General features: G+C 42.3%; 25 protein-coding genes and 1 tRNA gene. 15 read left to right on the top strand and 11 right to left on the bottom strand.

Annotated elements, in window-relative coordinates:
- Positions 1-16: 16 nt before the first annotated feature.
- On the top strand, positions 17-715 hold the full coding sequence (gene pepE, locus FM019_RS14415) for a dipeptidase PepE (protein WP_143836692.1): 699 nt from the start codon (positions 17-19) through the stop codon (positions 713-715).
- 9 nt (positions 716-724) lie between these two features.
- Here pepE and bioD read toward each other — a convergent pair whose 3' ends face one another.
- Genes bioD through bioB form a run of 4 tightly spaced genes read right to left on the bottom strand, consistent with a single transcriptional unit; the run spans position 725 to position 4,472 of the window.
- Entirely contained in the window at positions 725-1,393 is a 669-nt protein-coding gene (gene bioD / locus FM019_RS14410) for a dethiobiotin synthase (RefSeq protein WP_143836635.1), read from the bottom strand.
- An 8-nt stretch (positions 1,394-1,401) separates the two neighbouring features.
- Entirely contained in the window at positions 1,402-2,187 is a 786-nt protein-coding gene (locus tag FM019_RS14405) for a methyltransferase domain-containing protein (protein WP_143836634.1), read from the bottom strand.
- A complete protein-coding gene (locus FM019_RS14400) occupies positions 2,184-3,365 on the bottom strand; it encodes an 8-amino-7-oxononanoate synthase (RefSeq protein WP_143836633.1) in 1,182 nt (393 codons plus the stop codon). Before FM019_RS14400 ends, FM019_RS14405 begins: the two co-directional genes overlap by 4 nt.
- A 3-nt stretch (positions 3,366-3,368) precedes the next feature.
- Positions 3,369-4,472 (bottom strand): biotin synthase BioB, encoded by a 1,104-nt coding sequence (gene bioB, locus FM019_RS14395; RefSeq protein ID WP_143836632.1) that lies wholly within the window; start codon positions 4,470-4,472, stop codon positions 3,369-3,371.
- A 98-nt stretch (positions 4,473-4,570) separates the two neighbouring features.
- Between bioB and bioA the strand changes: the two genes are divergently transcribed.
- Positions 4,571-5,860, top strand: a complete 1,290-nt coding sequence (gene bioA / locus FM019_RS14390; protein ID WP_143836631.1) for an adenosylmethionine--8-amino-7-oxononanoate transaminase — start codon at positions 4,571-4,573, stop codon at positions 5,858-5,860.
- Positions 5,861-5,862: 2 nt separating this feature from the next.
- Here the strand turns inward: bioA and FM019_RS14385 are convergent, their stop codons facing one another.
- Complete coding sequence (locus FM019_RS14385) at positions 5,863-6,258, bottom strand: hypothetical protein (protein ID WP_143836630.1); 396 nt, start codon at positions 6,256-6,258, stop codon at positions 5,863-5,865.
- A 225-nt stretch (positions 6,259-6,483) separates the two neighbouring features.
- Here FM019_RS14385 and asnS point away from each other — a divergent pair, with 225 nt between their 5' ends.
- The 7 genes from asnS (at position 6,484) to FM019_RS14350 (ending at position 15,106) form a co-directional block, all read left to right on the top strand.
- Positions 6,484-7,881 carry an asparagine--tRNA ligase gene (asnS, locus tag FM019_RS14380; protein WP_143836629.1) on the top strand — a complete coding sequence of 466 codons (1,398 nt, stop codon included), beginning with the start codon at positions 6,484-6,486 and terminating at the stop codon, positions 7,879-7,881.
- A gap of 101 nt (positions 7,882-7,982) precedes the next feature.
- On the top strand, positions 7,983-9,383 hold the full coding sequence (locus FM019_RS14375; protein WP_143836628.1) for a pyridoxal phosphate-dependent decarboxylase family protein: 1,401 nt from the start codon (positions 7,983-7,985) through the stop codon (positions 9,381-9,383).
- Positions 9,358-10,536, top strand: coding sequence for a paraquat-inducible protein A (locus FM019_RS14370; protein ID WP_313901700.1), 1,179 nt, complete (start codon positions 9,358-9,360; stop codon positions 10,534-10,536). Before FM019_RS14375 ends, FM019_RS14370 begins: the two co-directional genes overlap by 26 nt.
- The gene (gene pqiB / locus FM019_RS14365) at positions 10,529-12,226 is read left to right on the top strand and encodes an intermembrane transport protein PqiB (protein ID WP_143836627.1); all 1,698 of its coding nucleotides are present in this window, start codon (positions 10,529-10,531) and stop codon (positions 12,224-12,226) included. The genes FM019_RS14370 and pqiB overlap by 8 nt, the downstream gene beginning before the upstream one ends.
- Positions 12,219-12,803 (top strand): membrane integrity-associated transporter subunit PqiC, encoded by a 585-nt coding sequence (locus tag FM019_RS14360; protein WP_185969297.1) that lies wholly within the window; start codon positions 12,219-12,221, stop codon positions 12,801-12,803. Before pqiB ends, FM019_RS14360 begins: the two co-directional genes overlap by 8 nt.
- Positions 12,804-12,840: 37 nt before the next feature.
- Positions 12,841-13,926 carry a GGDEF domain-containing protein gene (locus FM019_RS14355; protein WP_260681630.1) on the top strand — a complete coding sequence of 362 codons (1,086 nt, stop codon included), beginning with the start codon at positions 12,841-12,843 and terminating at the stop codon, positions 13,924-13,926.
- Positions 13,927-14,254: 328 nt separating this feature from the next.
- Positions 14,255-15,106, top strand: coding sequence for a hypothetical protein (locus FM019_RS14350; RefSeq protein ID WP_143836624.1), 852 nt, complete (start codon positions 14,255-14,257; stop codon positions 15,104-15,106).
- A gap of 63 nt (positions 15,107-15,169) precedes the next feature.
- On the opposite strand, the gene FM019_RS14345 is transcribed toward FM019_RS14350, so the two are convergent.
- Positions 15,170-16,996, bottom strand: coding sequence for a hypothetical protein (locus FM019_RS14345; RefSeq protein ID WP_143836623.1), 1,827 nt, complete (start codon positions 16,994-16,996; stop codon positions 15,170-15,172).
- Between the two features lie 133 nt (positions 16,997-17,129).
- On the opposite strand from FM019_RS14345, the gene FM019_RS14340 reads away from it, so the two are divergent.
- The gene (locus FM019_RS14340; protein ID WP_185969296.1) at positions 17,130-17,594 is read left to right on the top strand and encodes an Lrp/AsnC family transcriptional regulator; all 465 of its coding nucleotides are present in this window, start codon (positions 17,130-17,132) and stop codon (positions 17,592-17,594) included.
- A gap of 221 nt (positions 17,595-17,815) precedes the next feature.
- Here FM019_RS14340 and FM019_RS14335 read toward each other — a convergent pair whose 3' ends face one another.
- The gene (locus FM019_RS14335; RefSeq protein ID WP_143836621.1) at positions 17,816-18,433 is read right to left on the bottom strand and encodes a glutathione S-transferase family protein; all 618 of its coding nucleotides are present in this window, start codon (positions 18,431-18,433) and stop codon (positions 17,816-17,818) included.
- Positions 18,434-18,533: 100 nt separating this feature from the next.
- Here FM019_RS14335 and FM019_RS14330 point away from each other — a divergent pair, with 100 nt between their 5' ends.
- From FM019_RS14330 to FM019_RS14320, 3 genes are read left to right on the top strand one after another with little or no spacing between them, the layout of a single operon-like run.
- The gene (locus tag FM019_RS14330; protein WP_143836620.1) at positions 18,534-18,866 is read left to right on the top strand and encodes an ArsR/SmtB family transcription factor; all 333 of its coding nucleotides are present in this window, start codon (positions 18,534-18,536) and stop codon (positions 18,864-18,866) included.
- 32 nt (positions 18,867-18,898) lie between these two features.
- A complete protein-coding gene (locus FM019_RS14325) occupies positions 18,899-19,372 on the top strand; it encodes an SRPBCC domain-containing protein (RefSeq protein ID WP_143836619.1) in 474 nt (157 codons plus the stop codon).
- Positions 19,369-19,677: a hypothetical protein gene (locus tag FM019_RS14320; protein WP_143836618.1), complete on the top strand. Its 309-nt coding sequence runs from the start codon at positions 19,369-19,371 to the stop codon at positions 19,675-19,677. The genes FM019_RS14325 and FM019_RS14320 overlap by 4 nt, the downstream gene beginning before the upstream one ends.
- Before the next feature lie 563 nt (positions 19,678-20,240).
- Here FM019_RS14320 and FM019_RS14315 read toward each other — a convergent pair.
- Together FM019_RS14315 and FM019_RS14310 are read right to left on the bottom strand one after the other, a co-directional pair.
- Entirely contained in the window at positions 20,241-22,031 is a 1,791-nt protein-coding gene (locus FM019_RS14315) for a DGQHR domain-containing protein (RefSeq protein ID WP_143836617.1), read from the bottom strand.
- A 401-nt stretch (positions 22,032-22,432) separates the two neighbouring features.
- Entirely contained in the window at positions 22,433-22,684 is a 252-nt protein-coding gene (locus tag FM019_RS14310; protein WP_143836616.1) for a helix-turn-helix domain-containing protein, read from the bottom strand.
- A gap of 122 nt (positions 22,685-22,806) precedes the next feature.
- Between FM019_RS14310 and FM019_RS14305 the strand changes: the two genes are divergently transcribed.
- Together FM019_RS14305 and FM019_RS20840 are read left to right on the top strand one after the other, a co-directional pair.
- Positions 22,807-24,027, top strand: a complete 1,221-nt coding sequence (locus FM019_RS14305; protein ID WP_143836615.1) for a site-specific DNA-methyltransferase — start codon at positions 22,807-22,809, stop codon at positions 24,025-24,027.
- Between the two features lie 68 nt (positions 24,028-24,095).
- Entirely contained in the window at positions 24,096-24,242 is a 147-nt protein-coding gene (locus tag FM019_RS20840) for a hypothetical protein (RefSeq protein WP_185969295.1), read from the top strand.
- A 315-nt stretch (positions 24,243-24,557) separates the two neighbouring features.
- Here FM019_RS20840 and FM019_RS14300 read toward each other — a convergent pair.
- A tRNA-Ser gene (locus FM019_RS14300) sits at positions 24,558-24,647 on the bottom strand.
- Positions 24,648-24,903: 256 nt separating this feature from the next.
- Positions 24,904-25,962: a quinolinate synthase NadA gene (gene nadA / locus FM019_RS14295; protein WP_143836614.1), complete on the bottom strand. Its 1,059-nt coding sequence runs from the start codon at positions 25,960-25,962 to the stop codon at positions 24,904-24,906.
- Positions 25,963-26,054 lie beyond the last annotated feature (92 nt).

Raw genomic sequence — 26,054 nt, 5'->3', positions numbered from 1 at the left:
AAAGAAGTTAGAAATGATTAAAGTTTTAATGTTAAGTAGCTCCCGCGCAGGCCAAGGGGCTTATTTGGAGTCTGCTACTAAGTTGATTCAAGATGTTTTAAGTCCTGTTGAAGAGGTACTTTTTATTCCTTATGCGGGTGTTACGTTGAAATGGGATGATTACCTGAAAAAGGTTCAACAAGCCCTTCCCTTTTTAACTATTCAAAGCATTCATCAATGCCCATCTCCCAAAGATGCTTTATTAAACGCAAAGTCTATTATGGTTGGCGGTGGCAATACGTTCAACTTGCTACGTCAACTGCAAGATCAAGGATTAACTGATGTCATTGTGCAGCGCGTGAATGCTGGGGTTCCTTATGTGGGTTGGAGTGCTGGTGCAAACCTGTGTGGAAACTCCATTCGAACAACCAATGATATGCCCATTATTCAGCCCCTTTCCTTTGACGCCTTAAACTTAGTGCCATTTCAAATAAATCCGCATTACAGCGACTACCAACCTCCTGGTCACAATGGTGAAACTCGGGCTGAACGCATTAAGGAATTTTGTGCGCTTAACCCTGATATGCCAGTGATAGGTATTCGAGAAGGTTCGGCTTTATATCGGGAGGGCCAAAACCTTAGTTTGTTGGGCGAGCTTGATGGCGTGTTATTTACCGGTGAAAACGTAAAAACCATTACGAAATCTGATAATTTGTCCTATCTATTAAATGTGTAGCTTAACCAGCTAAAAAGGTAGTCTAAGATAGCTGGCCGCGTTTGTTGTGTCATCTAAATGCGGCACGATCCCTAAGTTAGGTGCATCAATAAGCTTTCGCAAACTGGCAATGTTGTCCTCAAGATAAGCCATATCTGGATCAACAACATTGCCTACCCATCCCAAGACATTGATGTTATTTGCTAACATCGACTCATAGGTTAATAGCGCATGATTCAGGCAGCCTAATTTTAACCCGATCACCATAACGCAGGGCAGTTCATGACGCTTAACAAAGTCAGACATGAATTGTCCTTGCCCCAATGGCAATCGCCATCCCCCTGCACCTTCTACCACTAACAAGTCAGCATTTTTATTCAACAAATATTGATAAGACTTGTTCAATTGCTCAACGGATATAGGCTGGGACAAGCGCTGCGCAGCCAAATGCGGAGCAACAGGATCCTCAAACGCAATCGGGTTCACCTCTTCATAAGCCATTTCTTCAGTGACTTCAGACCAAAGATCCAGCGCATCTTGATTTCGTAATCCATCACCAGTCTTTTCGCAACCGGCAGATACTGGCTTAAACGCTAGCGTTGAGAGCCCTTGTTGGGCAGCAATACGTAGCAACGCGCAGGCCACTACGGTTTTTCCGGCATCGGTATCGGTAGCGGTAATAAACAGGGTTTTGCTCATAGTGTTCGCTAAAGATCCTTGGTTAATGTTAAATAAATTAAATTGTAAGTCAGCGGAAGCTGACCGTTACTGGCAAATTTTTCAGAGTAGACAGATGCTAATTGCATCAACCTATGTCTGGTCAGAGGTTGCCCAGGGTGATTGTTGGACACTGAGCTTGCCCCAACCTGACGGATACTGTTGAGTAAGTGGCTAATGTCGGCGTGCCAAGACACATAGTTTTTTTGTTCAACGTCGACAGTGAAACCCGCTTCTCTGGCCTGTTCAAGTAAATGCATAGGTGTTGCAAACTGATTCACTCTAGGATGGGGATCGATATCTGCCCAAGATGAACGTAATTCATGCATTGAGTTTTGCCCCATAATCACCAACAGAGCTTGCCCACCTGGCCGCAGTACTCGCATAACCTCGCATAGACTTTTGTTAAGCGGGTTACACCATTGCAATGTCATGCTTGAAAAGACAAAGTCCACACTGTTTTCGTCAACGGGTAATGCTTCGGCGTCGCCATGAATAAATTGCAGGTGCTTTGCCTGCGCATATTTTTGTTGGGCAAAAGATACCATTCCAGAAGATATGTCTACTCCTATCACTTGATCAAAATGATTGCAAAGTAATGAAGTGAGGCGGCCTGTTCCACTGCCAATATCCAGCGCCAGCCCGCCGCTTTGATGTATTTGTTGCACTGCATCAAAACCAATCTCCAACTGGATTTGGGCAATGTCGTCATAATGTTGAGCATGTTTACTAAACTGCTTGGCAACCCTTTCTTTGTAGGTAGATTGTGCCATCATTTAACGCGCTCCGGTCGTTCGTCCAAGCGATTAAAAGCAATCGCCAGTGCATCCACTAGCGCTTCAATATCAGTAAGTCGATGACTGGTAGACAAGGTTATTCTGAGTCTATCTTTTGCTTTGGGTACGGTGGGATAACGGATAGCTGTCACCCATACTCCCATAGACTTCAATGTGTCGCTAAGAAAAACGGCGGACGTTGGATCACCAACCAAAACGGGCTGGATAGCGCTATTTGATTGCATCAATTCGATATCGGCCTGAGCACATAGAGAGCGAAACAAGTGTATTCTTTCGTTGAGTTGTTGCTGCTTCGCACCATCTTGCAAGCTATGAAAACTAGCAAGGGTTGCCGAAGCCATCGCTGGCGGCATTGATGTGCTATAAATGTAATGCTTTGCGAAGTTGATTAGATAGTCAATGGTATCGGTTGATGCAGCGACAAAAGCACCTGCGGTGCCAAGTGCCTTACCAAAAGTACCCATTAAAATCGGTAGCTGTTGTTGTGACAGTTTCAAAGCTTGTGCAGTGCCTAAGCCCGTTTGTCCTCGAACGCCCATGCCATGGGCATCATCAAGCATAAACCAGGCATTATTGTTATTTGCTATTTGCCCAATCTCTTCGCAATCAGCATTGTCTCCGTCCATACTAAAAACGCCTTCGCTGGCGATAATACAATCACCATGTATGCCTTTTAGAATATGCTCAAGGTGGTCAAGATCATTGTGTTTGAAGCGCTTAAACTCACCTTCGCTGTGCATTGCCGCATCAATAAAAGATGCATGCATCAATTTATCGCACACCAAGGCTGAATTAGCATGAGAAAGCGCCTGACACACCGCCTGATTTGCCGCAAAGCCAGAGCTAAACAACATGACTTTTTCTCTGCCCAACCCTTCGGCCAGATAATCTTCTAACTGTTGATGAGCGCGAGTATGACCGGTCACCAAAGGCGAAGCGCCACTGCCTACACCATAAACGGATATGCCTTCGACCCAGGCTTGCATCACCTGCAAATCCTGTCTTTGGCCGAGGTAATCGTTGCCTGAAAAATTTAAAAAGTGTTGGCCACTTGCCTCAATCATTGCCCCTGCACTCGATTCAATGATCGTTCTGGAGCGAAATAGTGACTGGGCGCGACGCTGTGCTAGGTCGCGCTGAATAAACTCAAATGCCACGGGTTACTCTGTGGTTTCTGCAAGGCTTACCTTGGCCTGACTGGCATCGTAAAACAGTTCATTTGAAGCATCATTTTTGGATTCTATTTCTTCCAATAAAGCGGCTTCATGGGCTTCATCTGAGAACTCACGGGTTTGTTTGGAATTTATTCCTAACTTTTTAAATAACATTACGTCTTCATGGGTTTCGGGATTGGAAGTAGTGAGCAACTTACACCCATAGAAAATCGAATTTGCACCAGCCATAAAACATAGAGACTGCATTTGTTCATTCATCGCTTCTCGTCCGGCTGACAACCTAACAAACGACTTAGGCATCATTATTCGAGCTACGGCAATGGTGCGGATAAACTCAAAGGGCTCCAGGTCATCAATGCTATCTAGTGGGGTGCCTTTAACTTTCACTAACATGTTGATCGGTACACTTTCTGGATGACGCTCCAAATTCGCCAATTGCATCAGTAACCCTGAGCGGTCATCTGCATTCTCCCCCATACCAACGATACCACCTGAACACACGTGCATACCCGCATCACGAACATTTTGTAGCGTGTCTAAACGATCTTGGTAGGTTCTCGTGGTGATAATATCGCCATAATATTCTGGCGAGGTATCGAGGTTGTGATTGTAGTAATCCAAGCCGGCTTGTTTAAGTGCTACCGCTTGTTCACGTGATAGCATTCCCAGTGTCATACAGGTTTCCAGACCTAGCTTTTTCACTTCTTTCACCATATCTATAACATATGGCATGTCGCGATCTTTGGGATTACGCCAGGCTGCGCCCATGCAAAAGCGCGTAGAACCTGTTGCTTTGGCTTCTTTAGCCCTTTGGATCACTTTTTCGATTTCTAACAGACGCTCTTTCTCCAGGCCCGTATCATAACGAGCGCTTTGTGGGCAATATTTGCAATCTTCGGGGCAAGCGCCGGTTTTAATCGATAATAGCGTGCTCACTTGGACATAATTAGGATCGAAATGTTGGCGATGAACAGTTTGTGCTTCGAACAGCAGATCATTAAACGGCATATCGAACAACCGATTCACCTCATCCAATGTCCAGTCATGACGTACCTGCCCCATGCTGCTCTCCTCCGATAAATTTGCCATTTACAACCCTTTACTAACGCATTTTGTTGGCTTAGTCTAAGGCGCAAACTGACATTGTCAACTCGTACCACTTCGACAAATTTACAAGTGAGCATTTTTTGAACAGATATTTATCCGACGATCTGGATTTTGATCAAAAACACATTTGGCATCCTTATACATCAGCCGTTAATCCACTGCCTTGTTACGAAGTTGAATCAGCAAAAGGCGTCATGCTTAAACTCAGAGATGGCGAACAGCTGGTTGATGGTATGTCATCCTGGTGGGCGGCAATACACGGTTACAATCATCCTCAAATCAACGCTGCAGCAAAATCGCAAATAGATAAAATGTCCCACGTAATGTTTGGTGGTATAACCCATCAGCCGGCAATTTCGTTGTGTCGTAAGCTAGTGGACATGACGCCAGAAGGTCTCGAACGAGTATTCTTAGCCGATTCGGGGTCGGTATCGGTTGAAGTGGCAATGAAAATGGCGGTGCAGTACTGGGCCTGTCAGGGTGCAAAAGAAAAATGTCGATTCATATCGCCGCGAAACGGCTATCACGGCGATACGTTTGCGGCCATGTCGGTGTGTGATCCGATAAACGGTATGCACAGTTTGTTCAATGAGGTGTTGAGCGCACAAATATTTGCACCTGCCCCACAAACCCGCTTTGGCAACAACTGGAGTGAGGATGATATTGCGCCACTAGAAGATTTGATCTTGGCGCATAAAAATGAAGTCGCCGCCTTAATTATTGAACCTATTGTGCAAGGCGCCGGTGGGATGCGGATCTATCATCCAGAATATCTGCGTCGCTGTCGCCAATTATGCGACGAACACAACATCCTGTTGATTTGTGATGAAATCGCCACAGGGTTTGGTCGAACCGGAAAATTGTTTGCCTGTGAACACGCCCAAATTACCCCTGACATTATGTGCCTGGGCAAAGCGTTGACCGGTGGCTATATGACACTGGCTGCAACCCTCTGTACTGAAGATGTCGCATTAGGCGTTTGCGCAGGTGAGCCTAGTGTATTCATGCACGGCCCGACCTACATGGGTAATCCTTTGGCCTGTGCCGTTGCCAATACTAGCCTGGAACTCATCCAAACCAATCAGTGGCAACAACAGGTCAAAGACATTGAATCTCAGCTTAGTGAGCAACTTTTACCGTTAAAATCCCATGTTGCTGTTGCAGATGTTAGGGTGTTGGGCGCCATAGGCGTTGTGGAATGTAAACAGGCAGTCAACGTAGCCGCACTACAACGGGTATTTGTCGATAATGGTGTGTGGATACGACCATTTGGCAAACTAATTTATATAATGCCCCCGTATATTATCTCACCCAAAGAATTAGCGAAGCTGACAGAAGCCATCGCTATTAGTTTACAGACACTGGGCTAGAACTAACTGGGGGGTTGTGGCATATCCGAAACTATCCAAATTAACACGGTGATCGATATGGCTAAAAGGATCACCACGTTGATCCCAAAATAGTCATTTTGGCGCCGGGTACGAAATCGTCGCAATATCAACACCAGCAAACTCATTAATGTGCACAATGCCAACAAAATGAGCAAATAAACGCTGAGAGATCTTGACCAATCTTGGCGCCCTTCTACCCCCCAATATTCCTGCACACCAGAAATTAACTCAGGTCTCGCATAATGAAATACAATGAGAGCTGCGACAAACACAACCCAAGCAAAAATATTCAGGCCAAGTACGATTTGATAAAATCGATCGTGACTTCGGGGTGTTTTTCGGCGATTTTCGCCCTGCCAGTTAGATTGATCTGTCATATTCTGCTTTAAACGCCTATTTTTGCTTGAGTCTGTCGTTCAGCTAAGTAAGATTACACACCTTATCATTGCAGTGGATCACTTGGACATAAAAACGCAGGCTACTACTCATTAATGTAGAGCAAGATGTAAGAATGTTCTAGGTCGGTTAACACGAGTAAGTGCACTGTTACGGCAATAATTTAAAAAAGAGCGGGCCAAGTCCCGAGTAGTGGAGAAATATCAATGGCGCATGCCCCTGTGGTTGACGTGTTAGCAGGAAAATACTCAATTGGTGAGAAGCTAACAGTAAAAGGTTGGGTAAGAACTCGAAGAGATTCAAAGGCTGGTTTGTCGTTTATTAATTTACACGATGGAAGTTGCTTTGATCCGATCCAAGTCATTGCGCTAAACGATATGGAAAATTATGCCGACATTCAACGACTGACGACAGGTTGTTCTATCGCGGTTACCGGTGAGGTAAAAGCATCTCAAGGCCAAGGACAATCCATAGAGATTCAGGCGCTAGATATTGAAATTCTTGGCTGGGTAGAAAACCCTGACACCTACCCAATGTCGCCTAAGCGTCATAGCATCGAATACCTTCGTGAACATGCTCACTTGCGTCCAAGAACAAATGTCATTGGGGCTGTCACACGAGTGCGCAATTGCCTTTCTCAGGCGATCCATCGCTTTTTCCATGAAAGAGGCTATTTCTGGATCAGCACGCCTATTCTTACTGCAAGCGATACCGAAGGTGCCGGTGAAATGTTCCGTGTGTCGACGTTGGATATGATGAATATCCCGCGCACCGACAAGGGTGACGTCGACTATTCACAAGATTTTTTTGGTAAAGAGACCTATTTAACCGTATCCGGACAACTCAACGTTGAAACTTATTGTACTGCACTGTCGAAAGTTTACACTTTTGGTCCTACATTCCGCGCCGAAAACTCAAATACGAGCCGACATTTAGCCGAGTTTTGGATGATCGAGCCTGAGGTTGCGTTTGCTGATCTAAGCGACATCGCCCAATTAGCGGAAGACATGCTTAAATATGTGTTAAATGCCGTACTAACCGAGCGTGCCGACGATATGACATTTTTCGATAAACACATCAGTAAAGGTGTTGTGGAAAGACTCGAAAAAGTTGCCTCACAAGACTTTGTGCGCATGGATTACACTGATGCGATTGATATTTTGCAAAATTGCGGTAAAAAATTCGAATTCCCGGTTGAATGGGGTGTGGACCTATCATCTGAACATGAACGCTACCTTGCTGAAGAACATGTGGGTGCGCCAATAATCATGCAAAACTATCCTAAAGATATTAAAGCGTTCTATATGCGCATTAATGATGATGGTAAAACTGTCGCCGCGATGGATGTTCTTGCGCCAGGAATTGGAGAGATTATCGGTGGCTCTCAACGCGAAGAGCGTCTTGATGTATTCGACCAACGTTTGGAAGCTATGGGCTTAGACAAAGAAGATTATTCCTGGTACCGAGATTTACGTCGTTACGGGACTGTTCCTCATTCAGGTTTTGGTTTGGGATTCGAAAGGCTAGTTGCCTATGTGACGGGTATGCAAAACGTAAGAGACGTTATCCCCTTCCCGCGTACACCAGGAAATGCCAATTACTAGTATAAGCATTCAGAAGAAAAACCACCTTAAGGTGGTTTTTTTATGCCCAATATTAATCTTTAATGATAAGTTAAAGATTAACGTAATTACAATGAAACTTCATGGCATCACTTCAACAACAATTGTTCGTACAAAAAAAGTCGAAAAAGCTTTTAAATCAAGCGTCTGACTTGGCCCTTGAGTACTTAGAAACGATTGAAAACAGTCCTGTTGTACCTTCGCGAACCGGCATAGAAATGCTAAAAGAATTTGATATAGACCTTCCGGATTCTATAGGTGATGAACAACAGATCCTTGAGCAGCTGGCCTCCATTGGTTGCCACAATACCGTTCACTACAATGGTGGTCGGTATTATGGATTTGTTAATGGCGGTATTTTGCCAATAGGCATGGCGACACGCTGGCTTGCAGATGTCTGGGATCAAAATGCCGCGCTCAATGTTATGTCGCCAATCGCAGCAAAATTGGAAAGCGTTTGTGAAGTATGGTTAAAACAGTTATTCAATCTGCCTGAAAAAACTGTTGCAGGGCTGGTGGGTGGAACCTCCGTTGCGAGTTTGTGTGGACTTGCCGCAGCCCGCTATCGACAGTTGCAAAATCTGAACTGGGACTTGGCACAAAATGGAACGTTTGGCGCGCCAAAATTACGTATTATTATGGGAACCCAGACCCATGGTACTGTAGTGAAAATGCTCAATCTATTGGGTTTCGGCGCCGCAGACATTGAATGGGTGGAATGTGATGACCAAGGCAGAATGATCCCAGACTTAATGCCCGCCCTGGATCGAACCTGCATAGTGGTACTGCAAGCCGGAAACGTGTGCAGTGGCGCGTTTGATCACTTTAGTCAGCTTATTCCCAAAGCGAAACAAGCCCAAGCCTGGGTGCACGTTGATGGAGCCTTTGGATTATGGGCAGCTGCTTCGCCGCGATTCTCCCACTTGACAAAAGATGTCAATCTGGCGGACTCCTGGTCGGTTGATGGGCATAAAACTCTCAATACTCCATACGATTGTGGCGTGATACTGTGCGCTGACGAGCAAGCTTTAACCCACGCATTGCATCAACAAGGCTCTTATATTCAGTCTAGTGAAGAGCGCGATAGCATGATGTTCACGCCCGATATGTCTCGCCGAGCTAAGGGGATCGATTTGTGGTCCTGTTTGCGTTATTTAGGTCGACAAGGCATCGCTGAATTGATTGAATTACTGCATGAAAGAGCATCATATTTCGCTCTACAGGCAAGCCAAATCGGCTTTAAAGTACTCAATGATGTAGTGTTCAATCAGGTCATACTTCAAGCAGACACTGAACAACAAACACTAAACACTTTGAAAAAAATACAAGCGTCGGGTGTGTGTTGGTGTGGCGGTGCTAAATGGCAGGGCAAAGCGATTATTCGCGTGAGCATTTGCGCCTGGGCCACAACTGAAAAAGACATAGACGACTCAATTGAGGTGTTTGCTCAATGTCTGAATGGGTCTGCGGCAGGTTTGGCGTGAACCGCTGATGACTAACACGATGAAAGCAGAACTTTGTACAACAGTGGTGTGCCATGAATGCAGTAACCACGTGCATCTTCCTGCATTGAAACCGAGACAAAAAGCCTTATGTCCTAGGTGTGGTTTTGTCTTAACCAAGCACACCAAAGACTCTTTTCAGAAGCTCATGGCGTTCGCCATTTCAGCCTTTATCTTTTTGGCGTTATCTATGCCTTTTAAATTCTTAGGGTTTAGTGCTAGCGGTCAAGAGCAATCAATAGGCATTATTTCTGGTCTGAATGTTTTAGTCGAGCAAGATTATTTGTTTTTGGCAATCATTCAAATGCTTTCAATCGTCATATTGCCAGCTATTGTGCTTGTCGGCTTGATTGCGGTTGTTATTCCTATTCAATTGAATAAGGAAGTTCCCTATGCAAAGCGCACCTTGGATTTGGTTTACGCATTAATCCCTTGGAGTATGGCTGAAATTTTTTTAATTGGTGTACTGGTTAGTCTCATTAAGATTAGCTCTATGGCAGATATCACCATGGGCTTGTCATTTTACGCTTATATTGGTTTTACGCTTTGCATGAGTGCTACCGTATTGTACACAGACAAACATCAACTTTATCTCAGTGCCACCAAAGAGCATCATTCGTCACACCCACTGAATCGTTCTCAAAGTATTCAAAGAACTTGGGCGTTGTTAATCACTTCCATTATTTTGTACATCCCCGCAAATTTGCTGCCGATAATGAACACACGCTTTTTGGGCGCAAACGAACCGAGCACGATTTTAGGTGGTGTTTTACTACTTTGGGAATCTGGCTCCTATCCTATAGCCTTGATTATTTTTATCGCTAGCGTAATAGTACCAATCGGCAAACTCGTAATATTGATTTGGCTTAATTATACGGTTCAAAATGGCATGGATAAAAAGCACTCTGAGCGTATATTTTGGTATCGAGTCACCGAATTCATTGGCCGATGGTCAATGGTTGATGTGTTTGTGGTGGCTATTTTGGTTAGTTTGATCCAATTGGGAAATACCATGACCATTCTTCCCGGCCCAGCCTCAATCGCTTTTTGTGGCGTGGTGATATTGACGATGCTAGCAGCAATGACTTTTGACACGAGGTTAATTTGGACCGATACGGCGGTAAAACATGAGTAGTGATGGAACAGAATCAATGACGACACAAGACGCAGTCGTCGCCTCTTCTAAGCGTATATCGAGGATTTGGCTAATTCCCTTGGTCGCCATGAGCATTGGCCTTTGGATGGTCTATTATCAATGGGCAAACCAAGGACCATTGATACAAATCGAGTTTGCTTCGGCTACCGGTATCGAAGCCGACAACACAAAAATTAAAACCAAAGATGTAGAGATTGGTGTGGTAAAAAGCGTTTCTTTGAAACCCGACTTAAGCGGAGTGCTGGTCACTGCGCGTATTCAACCCGCAGCGGCTCACCTACTTCAAACTGATAGCAACTTTTGGCTAGTGACACCGAGAGTGTCATTAAGTGGCGTATCCGGTTTGAGCACGCTGTTATCAGGCCCATACATCACCATGGAGCCCAGTAACAGTGGAGAAGAAACCACAGAATTTGTTGCCTTAGAAAATCCGCCAGTTACCCCTACTGGCACACCTGGTTTGCAAATTACCTTAAATAGCGATGATGAATTTGCCTTTAAAGAAGGTGATCCCATTATTTACAAGGGGTTACAGGTTGGTGAGTTTGAAGACATATATTTTAATCTTGAAGAACGCGTTGTGTATTACAATGCATTTATTGAAGCGCCCTATCATAAGCTAATCACCGAAAACACTAAATTTTGGAATGCCAGCGGTGTACGTTTCGAATTGGCCGCCAATGGCATCGAGGTGCAAATGGGTAGCCTGGAAACGATATTAACCAATGGTGTCACCTTCGGGATCCCAGACGGTATGCCAGCGGGTCGACAGATTACACAGCGTGCTTATTTTGATATTTATAAAGACTACGAAAGCGCATCAAACGAGCGATACAAACTTGGTGTCAATTTTGTGGTGATGATTAACGATACCATTCGCGGATTAACTGTAGGCGCTCCTGTAGAGTATCGGGGATTGGAAATTGGAAAAGTACTGGAAATCAACCTTCCGGGCCCTGATAACAATAGATTACTTGATGAGGGTTATGCCATACCCATATTAATAACCATTCAACCCAGTCGAGTTCAGCAACCAGACAACCGTCAAGGTGTTGAATTTGTGCGAGCACAAACGCTTCGCTGGATTGAACAGGGTTTAAGAGCATCCCTTAAAATTGGTAATATCCTCACCGGGGGTTTGTACGTTGACTTACAGCACTACGAAGATGTTGAAGCTCTGCCTTTGGAAACCTTTTTAGGCTATGACGTCATCCCAACAACAAGTGGCGAATTCGCTCAAATTACGCAAAAAGTCAGTGGGGTGTTAGACACAATAAACAGCATCCCGTTTAACGATATTGCTAACAATACAAATGAGCTTCTATCTTCGTTAAACGAGACTGCTGCTGCATTTGAACAAACCGCGCAAACCCTCGAAAATCTACTATCTGACGTGAAAGATCAGCAAACCAGCGAAAACATCAATCAAACGATCCTGTCTCTTAATACATTGTTGAAGGACTACTCTGCAGGCTCCAAGAGCCACGAGGAACTGATTGACACCATGACGCAATTTCAGTCGACGTTACAACAAATGACACCACTTCTGCAGCAATTAAATCAAACACCAAACAGTTTGATATTCGCCGATGGCACCCAACCACTTGTCGAACCTAAAGCAAAAGCCAATACTTCACCCGACACAACACAGGATAACAACAATGATTAAAATGACTGGGTTATTCGTTATTGGGCTTATCTGCACCTCGGCGTGCACAACGCAACCTGTAAAGAATGTAGAATATTTTATTTTAAGCAACGGCAATGCATCTTCTTCACCCACTCAACAGCAAAAACCCATAGTCGTGGTCAATCAAATTATCTTGCCAAGTTATCTAGATACCAGCAATTTGGCCATGCAATTAAGTGACCACCAGATATACTATTCAAAACAACACTTTTGGGCGGAACCCCTTAAAACTGGAATGACCAATGCTTTGCTTGAAGATTTAAATGGCTCAAATAGCAACAACGTTTATCTTGCCAAGATTGATGACGCTAAGGTCGAAAGCCCACACCAATTGGGCCTGCATATTCGGCAATTTATGCCTACGTATCAATCGACTGTAATACTAAATGGTCAATACTGGTTAGTTGGGCCTGCTAGTGATAAAAATCAGGCTGAGGTGTATTCATTTGCCTATGAAGTAGAGCTCGAGGAAGATGGCTATCGACATTCGGTCAGTAAAATGCGAGCACTATTGAGGCGCCTCAGTACAGATATTTTGAACAAGGTTGAGAAGTAACTTTATGGTTTTCAGTAGGTTCAAAAATTGGATCAAGTTGTATTTACAATTAGGCATTGTTAAACACAAAGATCATGAAATTAATCAACAGATATTCGTTTCCAACTTATTCTCGTTAATCGGTTATACCATTACTTTTGCGATGGCATTAAGTGCAGCAATCCGAGGTAACACAATATTAGCAATTTCACTTTTCAGTGCAAGCCTTCTATTTTTCATTTCTCATCAAATTCACCGATTTGGCAACCTACAAAACTCACACAAAATTTCGGCGCGTATCGTCTTATTTAGTTTATTAACACTGATGTTGTACCTGGTTTATACTGGAGGGCATGCGAATACAGGCCCCCTATGGATGTATATCGTTCCTCCGGTTGCGTTTTTCTTTGGTGGATTAAGAAAAGGCCTCAGAAGCCTAGGGTTATTTATCGTTATTGTCGGTACAATGCTGTTTTATCCAGATGACGCTTTGCTGAATGCAGAATATAGCTTTGAGTTCAAATCTCGTCTTATTTATTCGTTTTTGACCGTCACATTGCTTTTTGGCTTTTACGAATATTCTCGACAAAAGTCTTTTAAATCTATTCAAGATCTCAGCGACAAGTTTGAAAGACAAGCAATGCTCGACCCCCTCACCCATCTGCCAAACCGGCGCGCGATGCGCGATTACCTAGAACACGAATATGCTAGGGCACAGCGCAGTAAACTGGACATGTCGGTATTATTGTGTGACATCGATCATTTTAAACAAATAAATGATAAATATGGACACGATGGTGGCGATTTTGTATTGCAAAAATTGGCTGATTTATTTGAGAATACGTTACGGAAACAAGACAAAATTTCTCGTTGGGGAGGCGAAGAGTTTCTATTTTTATTGCCTGAAACCAGCGGGTTTGAAGCCTACACCTTAGCTGAAAAAATACGCACAAAAGTTGCTGAAACTGAATTCGTTTACGCAAATCAATCAATAAAAATCACCCTTAGTTTAGGGGTCAAAGAAGTCAGCCCAGAATCTCCCATAGACAAGGCGATTAATCTGGCAGATCATTTTTTGTATCAGGCAAAGGAAAACGGCCGTAACCGCACAATGCCTGACAAAGAAACCTTAGGTGCCGGTTAGCAAAAGTTAGCCGGTTTTATAAATAACCTCGACTCGGGATCAGTATATTTTTAGAAACACACTCCTTTTCTTCGCAGGCAATTTACAAACCTACTTGTCTGAATATCTGCAAAAACAACATAGAAAATAATTCGCTGCAACTTTCTTAGTCAAATGGCGTACATGCTTAATGTTGTCGCTGTAGTGTTGGCTAATTGTCTTGCGCAACAAGAATATACCAATCCGCATAAAAAGAAGTGAGCAGACTGAAAGCGACCATTTACGTTCTCGTTGCCTGACTACTTCGTTCGGCGGATTGGTTTTACCTTTATTTTTATGGAGAAAAAAGATGGTTACTTTTCATCACACTAGTCGAGCCAGCAAAGCATTTCGAAGCTTAGCGGGTGTTGCACTAGGTACCATAGTTAGCATGCAGTGTGTTGCTGGCCCAATAGTGTTTTCAGACGCAGATGGCGACATCAGTGATACCGTTGCTGCCTTTCAACAAGCACTGGGCGATCCTAATCGAGGCAATAGCGCTGGACCATTCGCTGATGGGCGCAGGCAAATCAATTGGGACGCTGGCATAGTGCCATTTGATATGCCTGCTGACTTTTTTAACAACCCGGCTTTTCCGCCTACTCGTGGCGCGGTATTCAGTAATAGCAATAACTCAGAATTTCGTGTGAGTAATGATGGCATAGACAACGAGTTTGATACGTTTAATGCCGATAATCCCAATCAATTTAGTACCTTCAGTGCGCCTAGGTTATTCACCCCTGTTGGCACCAATATTTTTGATGTGAATTTCTTTATACCCGCAGACAACACGCCGGCTTCAGTTAATGGCTTTGGTGCAATTTTCAGTGACGTCGATCTATTTGGTAGCACCATTGTTGAACTGTTTGATGTCAACAACCAATTGATTAGTTCTAACACCGTCGAAGCCAACCCTAATGGCTTGTCGTTTTTTGGCATCGCATTTGACGATTTCACCTCGCCGATTTTTCGCGTCAGTATCACTGCGGGCAATACCGATATTGGTAGCGGTTTAGCGGATGATCCAACCAATGGCATTGACTTGGTGGTCATCGATGATTTGCTTTACGGCGAGCCTCAGGCTGTTTCAGAGCCAGGTGCTTTGGCATTGTTTGCTTCTGCCCTGATATTAATGGGAGTGCGTCGTAAAAAACTTATCTAAGTGACCGAGATTTGGTTAGACAATCAAGCCCGCTTGTTGCGGGCTTAATTTTTTTTGACGAGACTAATCAATGGCGTTTAACTGTATTGCCATGTTGTGAAGCTCGTCTATCGCGTCTGAATACACGTCAATGTCGTTCATATTAATACCTGCTTCTCTAAGCACATCAGCAGAATAATGAGTGTTGCTATTAGCAATACCATATTGAACGACATTAATGGCAGTCTGATCACCACGCAAAATGTATTTTTTTAAGGCTAGTGCTGACGAGATAGCTTGATAAAAAGACGCGTAATGTGGTCCATAAAAAGCAAAAGACTCGTTCATCCATGCATATTTCCAATGGGAATCGATTTTCATATCTGAATCTTTGAAAAATGCCTTTAAGGTGCTTATGTAATGCTGGTTAATATCCTTTGGCAACACACTGTCACCGGATAGAATCGCCTCGCTTATATAGTCCTCTAGACTTACCATAACAGCATAATTAACGATGGTATTTAGTGAACGTGTCAGTAAGTTGGCTAAAATTTGTTTTTTAACTGCTGGGGGATCATCTCGCTTTAGCAAGACATCTGTTTGTAAAAAATGACCAAGATACCAAAGGGCATTGCTAAAGACAGGCAAATCTTCTTCTCGTCTATCTGGTGCAGCGCTATCAGGAATATTGGCCAGTCCCATCATCAAAAAGGCCGCGGAACTATATAATCGGAAGCTGATGTAGTCTTCACGATATTTAAAAATTGTATGGGGGTTGCCTCCCCCAACCTGCCAAAAGACGCCAACCGTATTACTTTTATTGACATCATTGGACAAATGCATCCACGGTTTGTTTAGCCTTTCTTCCATCAGGTTACGATACTCGGATGAAATCAACGATGCGGCATCCAGCGTTACCTCATGGGCGTAATTAATCGAATACGTACGCTTTTCACTGTTGATTAGTGAACGAAAATCCGTTGGAATGAGGTATTCCTGTTTTTTCACGCGTGCCAGCGCATTTACAATGACAGCAATTTTGTCTTTATGATCCTTAATTGCATCAAAAACATGCCTGTGGCTATTGCTCTCAAATCCATCCTGCAAGACCAACAATGTATCGACAGAACTTGCCAGTTTCCGATGCTTCGCGATTAACGCATCACCTTCTACTCGGCGAACCAATGCCAGCGCAAACAGATCTTCATAGGTTGATAAGTGTTCAAAAAAGATCCTAGAAGCGTGTTCTTTATTTGTTATATCTCCGCTGCGCCGAATCTCACTAAAGCGAGCAGGCGTTAAAGGTGTCCCATCAAATTCAGGCCAGTGCAGATTACTTTCAAGTAATTGACGATATAGATCATTTGCAGTTCTGGGGAGTCGTGTAAGATCAGCGATGACCGCTTCGGCTTCTGGTGTCGAACTAAACTGTGCAGCTCGTATTATACGATTTATACGCCTATCATGCTGTCGCAGCTTGGGCGATTGTTGGCGCCAGGAATCGAGTGTTGTTGCTGGAATACTACTGACGACCTCATTTACAAACGCCACTGCAGATTCAACTTGTGCTTCAAGGAATTCGCTTTGTTCCATTTTACGCCGATACTTATCACTTTTGGTATCAGTAAAGTGTTCAAGCAACCCAACTTTTGCCAACTTTCCAGCTCGACTTCTGATGGAATATACTGCATCCAATAATGCAGCAAGTTGCTCTGCAGAGTTTACTTGCTTTGGCTGTTTACTCATTGCCGCAATACCTTGCTGGATCTCAGCAACGGCAATATCCCAATCATATTGAGTTGGATAGATGTCCTTCAAATCCCATTCATTCGGATTATCATCCAACGTGTTTGCATTGCAATCTGGCGCAAGTAGGATAGCTAAGGATACAAATATAAGTATAATTTTCATTAATTTACGTAGCTCAGATATTAAGTTTCGATAATTATTACAATAGCGCAGCAAGCAAAGTGAATGGCCGCAAAAACAGCCACTAATTCGCGTAAATAATGCAAATTAACCGGATTTTATGCAGAAAAAAATTATGCAAAACGAACTAGATAAAATTGATTTACATATTTTGCGAATTATTCAGCAAAATACGCGGACGAGTAGCCATGATATCGGAGAAAATGTCGGGTTATCATCATCTGCGGTACAGCGACGAATTGTGGCACTTAAAGAAATTGGCGTAATCAAAAAGGAAGTAGCGATACTTTCCGCCGAGGCACTAGGTCGAAACCTGACACTCATAGCTGAAGTTGCGCTAGAAAACGAAAATAAAGACTCAATTAAATCTTTTATTGAATCGATTGAGCGGCATACAAACGTCACCCATTTTTACTATGTTACCGGCGCAATGGATTATGTCATCATTTACCAAGCACAAGAGATGTCTGACTATGATCGTTTTACCCAAGACGTGTTTTTTAACAACCGCTATGTCAAAACCTTTAATACCAAAGTGGTCATTCGGCCAATAAAAGTGTCTCACGATGTGCCGTTTTAAACGGTTTCAAACCCAATCGAGCTTCAAATCACCTTGCATTGAATTTGTTCCAACTTATATGAGAAATTGCACCCTACTACCATCGTTGGCTTCGTTTTAAACAAAAGATATTTTAGTGAGGCTCGGATAAGCTCACCAGTAGTGACTGGTACGCTAAAAAAGTAATTTTCAAATATCTGATTACTAAACCCAAGCAGTATTAACTGTTCCGCAATATCAAACTAGCCTTTAAACACAGAAAAACTCGGCCTGTTGGTAACCGCTTTTACCCAGCGCTGTGCATGACTCAGCTCTTTCGGCACATTCAACTCACCCAAAAAACCGCAGATCATCAAAGCCGCCATCCCGGTGATATCGGCAATGGAAAAGTCACCCGCCACAAAAGTACGTCCATCGGCCAATTCGTTATCAAGCCATTGCATGTTTTTAGAAAATGCGCGAGGTTGGGTTTCAGCATAGGCGGGAATCTGCTCTATCTTGTCTGCAAAAATCGGAATGCTATGCGAACCATATTGGGCGCACGGCCCCATAATCTGATGCTCCATACGTCGATTCCACATTTCGATTTTGGCCATTTCAGCTGGACTCTTGCCCATCAAAGGGTTGTTTGGGTATATCGCCTCTAAGTATCGACATATCGCTACGCTTTCTGACAAAAAACTGCCGTCATCGAGAGCTAATACAGGCACCTCTCCTAGTGAATTACGTGCTCGATGCGCCTCTGCGCGCGCTTCACCCTTCATCACATCAATGGTTTCTACTTCTATTTCAATGCCTTTTTCTTGAATAAAGGCGGCAACACGGAATCCATTGGGTGACAGACCGTTATAAAGCTTCATAGTATTTCCTTAAAAGTGATCATTTTAGTAAACCATTTAGTTGACTATAGAACGCCACTACACTACAGTCAACTAATTGGTTCAGTAAATTACACACAGTATGCACCCAAATAATTTTGGTATTGAAAAAACTTTTGGCGCCCTGTCTGACAGCACTCGGATAGCGATAATTGAACGGCTCAGTCGAGGCGAAGTATCCTTATCAGAGCTGTCTAAGCCCTTTGCGATGTCGCAAACCGCGGTTTCCAAACACGTGAAAATCCTCAGTGATGCGGGCTTGGTTGCAGTCAAAAAACGAGGACGAACCCGTTTTTGCGAACTACTTCCGGAGCCAATGCAGCAAGCTGAAAATTGGTTAATGATCTATCAGAAATTCTGGTCTGAACGCTTTAATAACCTATCCACTTTTTTGCAACAAGAAAACTCACAATAGCTCTTATAAGCCCTTATTAAAAGCGAGTAAACATGAATCATCCCTTTCTTAAATCAATTCCCAAACAAGATCCCTTGATCATGGAGACAGAATTTGATGCCAGCCCTGAGCGTGTATTTAAAGCCTGGACGAGCGTTGAAGATATCCTGCAATGGTTTGGTTCCGGTGATGGCGGTCCTGATCGCGCCTCAGTTGATCTTAGAGTAGATGGAAAATGGCAATTTGTGTTTGTGGATAAAGATGGACATAGCGATTATTTGTCAGGTCAGTATCTAAATATCGAGCCAAACAAGTTGCTAGAATTTAGCTGGGCACACACACGCGTTATGGCCGATGGTTCAGAACAAATCACACCCAAACCCAAAGTCACCATCACCTTTGAGCCACGTGAAAACCGTTGTTTTTTAAGGCTTGTCCATAAATCTATCAGTACAGATAGCGCCAGAGAAAACATAATCGGCGGTTGGGGTGCCTCGTTAATCAAAATGAAAGGGTTGGTAGAGTGAATTTCGAACATTTCATACAGCCATTTATCACATCAGAAGAACTCGCGCTCTCCACTATGATGGGAACGTCTTGTTTGCGCTTCAAAGGCGAATTTGTCTCTATGTATTTTGCAAAAGAAGAGTCTCTTATCGTCAAGCTGTCACCCAATCGCGTAAATGAGCTGATAGAGAATGGCGAAGGCTATGAATTCAATTACACCAAGAAACGATTTAAAGAATGGGTGTTGATCCCATTGGACTTTGAAGAGTCGTTTGGTGGTTATGTTGATGAGGCTATTGATTATGCGAAGTTGAAAGTGGACTAGTCTTGATAAAAAGGCAGCCGCGCTGAAGCGCGTTCACCAAACATTGCAGGAGCAATGCAGAACGGTACTGGCTGAGATTGGTGAATACTAGATTGAGTCGCACCAGCACCGCTTTGAATTAGAATTCGCCCCAAATGGTTCGTTATGAGAGCCGCTGGCCCCTGCCACCATCAAGCGTAAAAAGGCGATATTAGTTGGAGTTGAAGAATTTGAAAACTCAGCATCTACATTAAGACAGGTGGACGTACTAAATTTAACCATCAATGACTAATTGAATACCTACTTTCACCTTATCAGGTCTAGCTAAAACAGAAATTTATACTTCTGCGTTAAGATGATGCTTAAGCTTACTTTTGAGTGTTTCTAAAGAATTATGGCAAAAGTCGAAGCAGTTGAATTTACCTTTTTATAAGACATTTTAACAGCAAGTAATGGTAAAAAAGTAACTTCCAACGCGCTAGCCCTATGCTACCGAAAAAAGTCTACATCAATTCAACTATTAATAGAGCACTCATCATTAAATTTTCTCTTGATTCTGGCTTAACATGCGGTGATCAGAGAAGTTATTTAAAATACTTATCGTATATGTCCTCTCCCAATTTTCTATATTGACTCGACTTAAATTTTTTAAAATCATAATCATCAATATTAGCAAGCTTGTTCCTGTATGAATCAATGTCTAGTGTTTTTTGTTCATTTTCTACTAACAGTCGAAGAACGTTAAGAACTCCATTAATAAATGAAACCGTCAGCAAGCCTTCTTTGGAGCTCGGACTATAGGTTCTCCATTTATCATTAGATAATTTTTCCTTGAATACAATTAATATTATCCTAATCTCAGTTACTAAAAAGTCTATATACTTATCTAATAACGCAGAATCAGAAATATCTTTGGATTTTAATTTTTCTCTATCACTGTTTTTCCATATTGAGAATAAACTATCTTTTGACTTAATATCTTCAATCTTCACGAGTGGTATTAAACCGTAACTTACAATTGAAGCAGTTTTAAGTTTGTTTTTCTCGTACCAATACAACTCTATTAGATCACTAAGCGGTCCGCTCTCGTTTAACTTGTAGACGATTCTCTTCCCAATAGACGTAGAAGAGAATGGGTTGATCATTAACTCGATCTCTTGTCGAATGTTTGAAGGGACGTTTTTTTGATTTGCGTTGATTTCTAAAAAAAGATTTGCTTCAAACTCTAGCCTCTTTTGTTTAGATTCGTTTTTAGGGAACAGTATTCCTGTTACGAGTAAATTTTGTACCTCTCGTAAGCCTGAAATTTTCTCTTCGTATTGATCATCTGCTTCATGATAAGCGTACGTTCTATGCTGCCCGTCAATTAAACCAATAATATTTGCAGAATCATCGATTCGAATTTTTGCAGGAAGAACTTGCGTCGAGTTTTCACTCGTAAATTGCCCATCTTCTCCAAGAGTCAAAGCATTGCTATCTTTGTCAAACAAGGAAATTTTATCAGTAGAAATTGTAGCAATAATGTTGTTAATGAAAACCCTATCTCTTTCATACAAGTATCTTCTCATACTAGAAATTTTAGGCGATTCTAACATTCTTTGGTAATGACCAATGTTCTCAAGATCCTTCCAACCATTCTTCCGAAGCACATAAGATCTTCTCAACAACGATCCTGCGTCTATATAGAACGATATAATTTTGTATCCCTCTTCAAACTTGCTCTTTTCTTCAGGTAGAATATTTCCTTCGAATGTTTGATGGGAAGAGGAGGAGGAGTCCTTAATATTGCTACCAAACTCGCTGAAGGGAATTTGTATAAATTCCATAAACTCATATTTACTAGACTTCTTTATTGCTTTCGTCACACTTTTGAAATACTGGACAATGTGATAGTCAAAAAAGATGACACTATCAACAAATTGCTTTTTATGCTCCGTTGAGATTGTTTTTTTAGAGCAATATAGAACTTGTACTTTTAACTCGTTTTTTGAATAGATACCTGAAATGTTACTTTTATAATACTCCATGAAGCTAGGTAGTTTTTCTTCATTCGACAAAAACTCAATGAATGCTCTATGATCAGCATATATCTTGTCGTAAAACACTTTCTTTTTTAAAAGATGCCCACCTGGATTTCCGATCGTATATTCCGTAATCAGGATGACATTTTCATTAATAAAAATGTCATCTATTTCTGACGTTCTATCATTGTAAACGAAGCTCTTTCCATCAATATATGGGAGTCTTGTAAACCCCATATTTTTCATAATAGTTCTAATCTCTTTTATTTGATTTTTTTGCTCTAGCCTTTGTGCTTTTTCTTCAGGTGAAAGCTTTTTCCGAACACTTTTTTTCCGTTTCTTCCTTTGAACCATAATAATAAATTTTACCAGTAACCCTACAAATTTAAATTAAAACAAAGCCTACAACTCCATACAGAGTGAATCAAATCTAGCATTTTTGATAAAAGAGTGCCTACTCTTTTAATAGAACCCAAATATTGTTAATTGTATTGAGTTATTAAACACGGAGTCTAGTCGTTGCAGCGAACATGCCTCATGCTTTGTTTACCGTTAAAAACTATCACATATTTTCTGTTGACTGAAATTAACAAAAGCCTGTCTGCCAAAGAAAATTCTAAATTACACTACATACTAAATAATACGCTGCGTGATATTATTTTATTGACAATCTATAGTTCAAGCATCTTTAGGGACGGCAATATCTATTTCAAAAAAAGTCGCTGAGTGACTTACCATCAAAAAGTTTTTCATGACTAATCTGAACTTACATGTTTATTATGTTCATCAATTAAATCCGTGGTTAACTTAATTAGATTTTGCGCGGTGATTTCAAGGGATTTAGAAATGGCGAGTATAGAACTTAGAGATGGCTGTCTCTGACCTCGCTCCAGCATTGATATAAAAGTTCTATCTAGATCACAGCTAAGAGCAAGTTGTTCTTGAGAAATGCTTTTCTCTGCCCTAGCTTGCTTCAGTACAGCACCAAATGCTTCTTCTGGTTTCATAGCTTCTCCTTTACTTGAGACGAAGTTTGCTACTCTTGTAGACTATGGTCGACGGACTATAGTCTACAGTTAGGCAAAGAAAGCTGCTAAGATACAATTTGTTTGAAGTTCGAGGCTAGAGTATGGGTTATTCAAATCAGTTTTTTAAGGCATTGAGTATAAGAGAGGAAAAAGGAGGAAACTTGGCAACATTTGCCAAACAGAGCGGTGTGCCTGTAAAGAAACTAAAGTACTACAATAAAAACAATATAGTGCCAACTGGAACCGACTTGAAAAACATTATGTCAGCGGCCAATATATCAGAGCTATTACTTCGTATTAAAATGGGGAGGCTTGATAAGGATATTATCGAAGCAATACAAGAAAACGCTGAAGCAATCCTTCCACTAATAGAAACTCATGTTCCTACTATTGAATCTCCAATGACCAATTGCAAATTGGAGTTTAAGACTAATCTAGGAGAACTCTACAGAGGTGATTCTTACGAGCTGCTTAAATCTATTGAAAGTGATTCAATTGATTTGATATTTGCTGATCCCCCATTCAATTTAGCTGTGATATATCCATCCGAAATTAATGATAGCCTTAGAACAGAAAAATATATTCATTGGTGCCAAGAGTGGATTAAGGAAAGTGCTAGGGTATTAAAACCAGGAGGCTCGCTATTTCTCTGGAATCTTCCCAAATGGAATGCAGCGTTAACATCTTACCTTGAAAGTATGCTAACTTTTCGTCATTGGATTGGTGTTGATATTAAATACAGTTTGCCTATCCAGAAAAGATTATACCCATCCCATTACTCTCTCCTATATTACGTTAAGGGAGATAAACCCAAAACGTTTCATCCTGATAGGCTTACAATGGATGTCTGCTCAAAATGTTATGCGGAGTTAAAGGACTATGGGGGATATAAAGATAAAATGAACCCAACTGGCATAAATATGACAGATATCTGGACTGATATCCCACCAGTTAGGCATCGCAAATATAAAAGAAGAGAAGGCTCTAATGAGCTGTCCCTAAAGTTATTAGACAGAATTATAGAGATGGCTTCTAACAAAGGGGATCTAGTTTTTGACCCATTTGGTGGCTCAGGTACCACCTACATGGCAGCTGAATTAAAAGGTAGAAAATGGATAGGCTGTGAAATTGGTCCGTCAGATGTTATTCAAGAACGCTTTTCATTGATTAATGATGAACGAAAAATTCTTGATGGCTACAGAAAAAATATAAATTCTTTATTCCCAGAGAAAATTAGAGTCGAGCGCGAAAAACGTGGGCTATGGACGTGTGAAACTATCAGGAAAAAGAAAAAAGCCAACCAATTAGATGAGAAAAGCTAGCATGACGCAGTTCTATAACCCGAGCAAAGAAATACTTTAGTTAACTATACATAATGGGAATGAACATTATGATTCGCAGTGGAGTTCTTGGTTCTGCACAAATTGCTCCATATAGCATTGTTCTTCCCGCTGCGTTTAGAGATGATGCTTCAGAAAAATGGCAAAGTTCAAACAGAGAAAGTGGCAGGCGAATCAACTTACGATCTGCAGCTTGAATAAACAATTGAGGTGATGCGAAGAAAGGTATCGCACCCTGAAAACGAGTAAAAAAGGGACAGAGTTAATTAAATTCAAACCAAGTCATCAACTTTCTACAAACACAAAAAAAACCACTGTTAGCGGGTCATTTTATATTTGGCGGAGAAAGAGGGATTCATTCGTATCGTCCTTGATACTCACCCTTCGGGCAGCCTAAAGGCTGTGCTATTTGTTCCTTACAAATAGTCGAACCAGAGGATTCTCATCAAGTCCTCTGCACAACGCATAAATGAAAAAGCCCCAGCAAAATGCGCTAGGGCTTTTCATTTATATGGCGGAGAGAGAGGGATTCGAACCCTCGTTAGGGATTAACCTAAACACACTTTCCAGGCGTGCGCCTTCAGCCACTCAGCCACCTCTCCGAAACTTTTAAATCTTCGCCGTTTTATTGAAGCTCAAAGGATATTTAAACTTCGGCGCACGGCGTGCGCGTTACTCCAGGCTTCCTGCCTTTCGCCCTTCGGGCCATGCTGCGCATGTTCCAATTTGTTCCTGACAAATTAGTCAGCCACTCAGCTATCTTTCTAAATCTTTAGCGCTTTTAAAGCGCCGCGTATAGTAGGTAATTCCCTGCGTGCAATCAAGCAGAAATCAGCAATTTTGTAAATTTATTAGTGCTTAAGCATTGCCCTGCACTTTCAACCTGTGTTGTGCTGAAAAATCCAACATGCGATCAAGGGGTATCAGCGCTTTTTTGCGTAAAATATCGTCCACAAAAATTTCGTGGCCATTGGTATCTGTCAATGCGTCATGAATCGCTTTTAGGCCATTCATTGCCATCCATGGGCAATGGGCACAACTTTTACAGGTTGCACCATTTCCACCTGTTGGGGCTTCAAAAAACTCTTTTTCTGGTGCCAGTTGCTGCATTTTATAAAAAATGCCACGATCAGTCGCCACAATAAACTTGTTGTTTGGCAAGTTCTGAGAGGCTTTGATAAGCTGAGTTGTGGAGCCTACGGCGTCTGCCATATCCACCACGCTGGACGGTGACTCAGGGTGAACTAATACGGCGGCATCTGGATGCAGATGTTTCATGTCGCTTAGGGCTTTGGAAGAAAACTCATCGTGAACGATGCACTCACCCTGCCACATTAGCATGTCTGCGCCTGTTTGTTTGGCTATGTATGCGCCTAAATGCCTGTCTGGTCCCCACAGGATTTTTTCACCCATGGCATCCAAATGTTCGACAATTTCCAATGCGATACTTGAAGTCACAACCCAGTCGGCACGAGCCTTCACCGCGGCTGAGGTGTTAGCATATACGACCACAGTATGATCGGGGTGGGCGTCACAAAACGCGCTAAATTCTTTTTCTGGGCAACCTAGGTCTAATGAACAGGTCGCCTCCAAGGTAGGCATCAATACAGTTTTTTCAGGGCTAAGGATTTTTGCGGTCTCGCCCATGAAGCGCACACCAGCGACAATCAAGGTTTGTGCGTCACAGTCGCGTCCATAACGCGCCATTTCCAGTGAATCTGAGATAAATCCGCCAGTATCCTCAGCAAGGGCCTGAATTTCAGGATCCGTATAGTAGTGCGCTACCAAAGCAGCGTTTCGCTCCTTCAATAGTCGTTTTATCTCATTTTGATAATAGGTTTGTTGTGCTTCCGACAAAACCTCTGGTTTTGCCGGAAACGGATATTCTATCGAATCAATGCGATTCACCTGCGTCATGCTACGTCTCGTGTTAACAGGATTTGAACGTCCGAGTATTATACCCTAGCTAATCTCTATTGAAAAATAAGCTGCGTAAAATACTCGGATTC

Origin of the sequence: Aliiglaciecola sp. M165 (assembly GCF_007197995.1) — a bacterium.
Classification (GTDB): domain Bacteria; phylum Pseudomonadota; class Gammaproteobacteria; order Enterobacterales; family Alteromonadaceae; genus Aliiglaciecola.
Note: the sequence above shows the minus strand (reverse complement) of the source record. Positions and strands in the feature narration are given on the sequence as shown.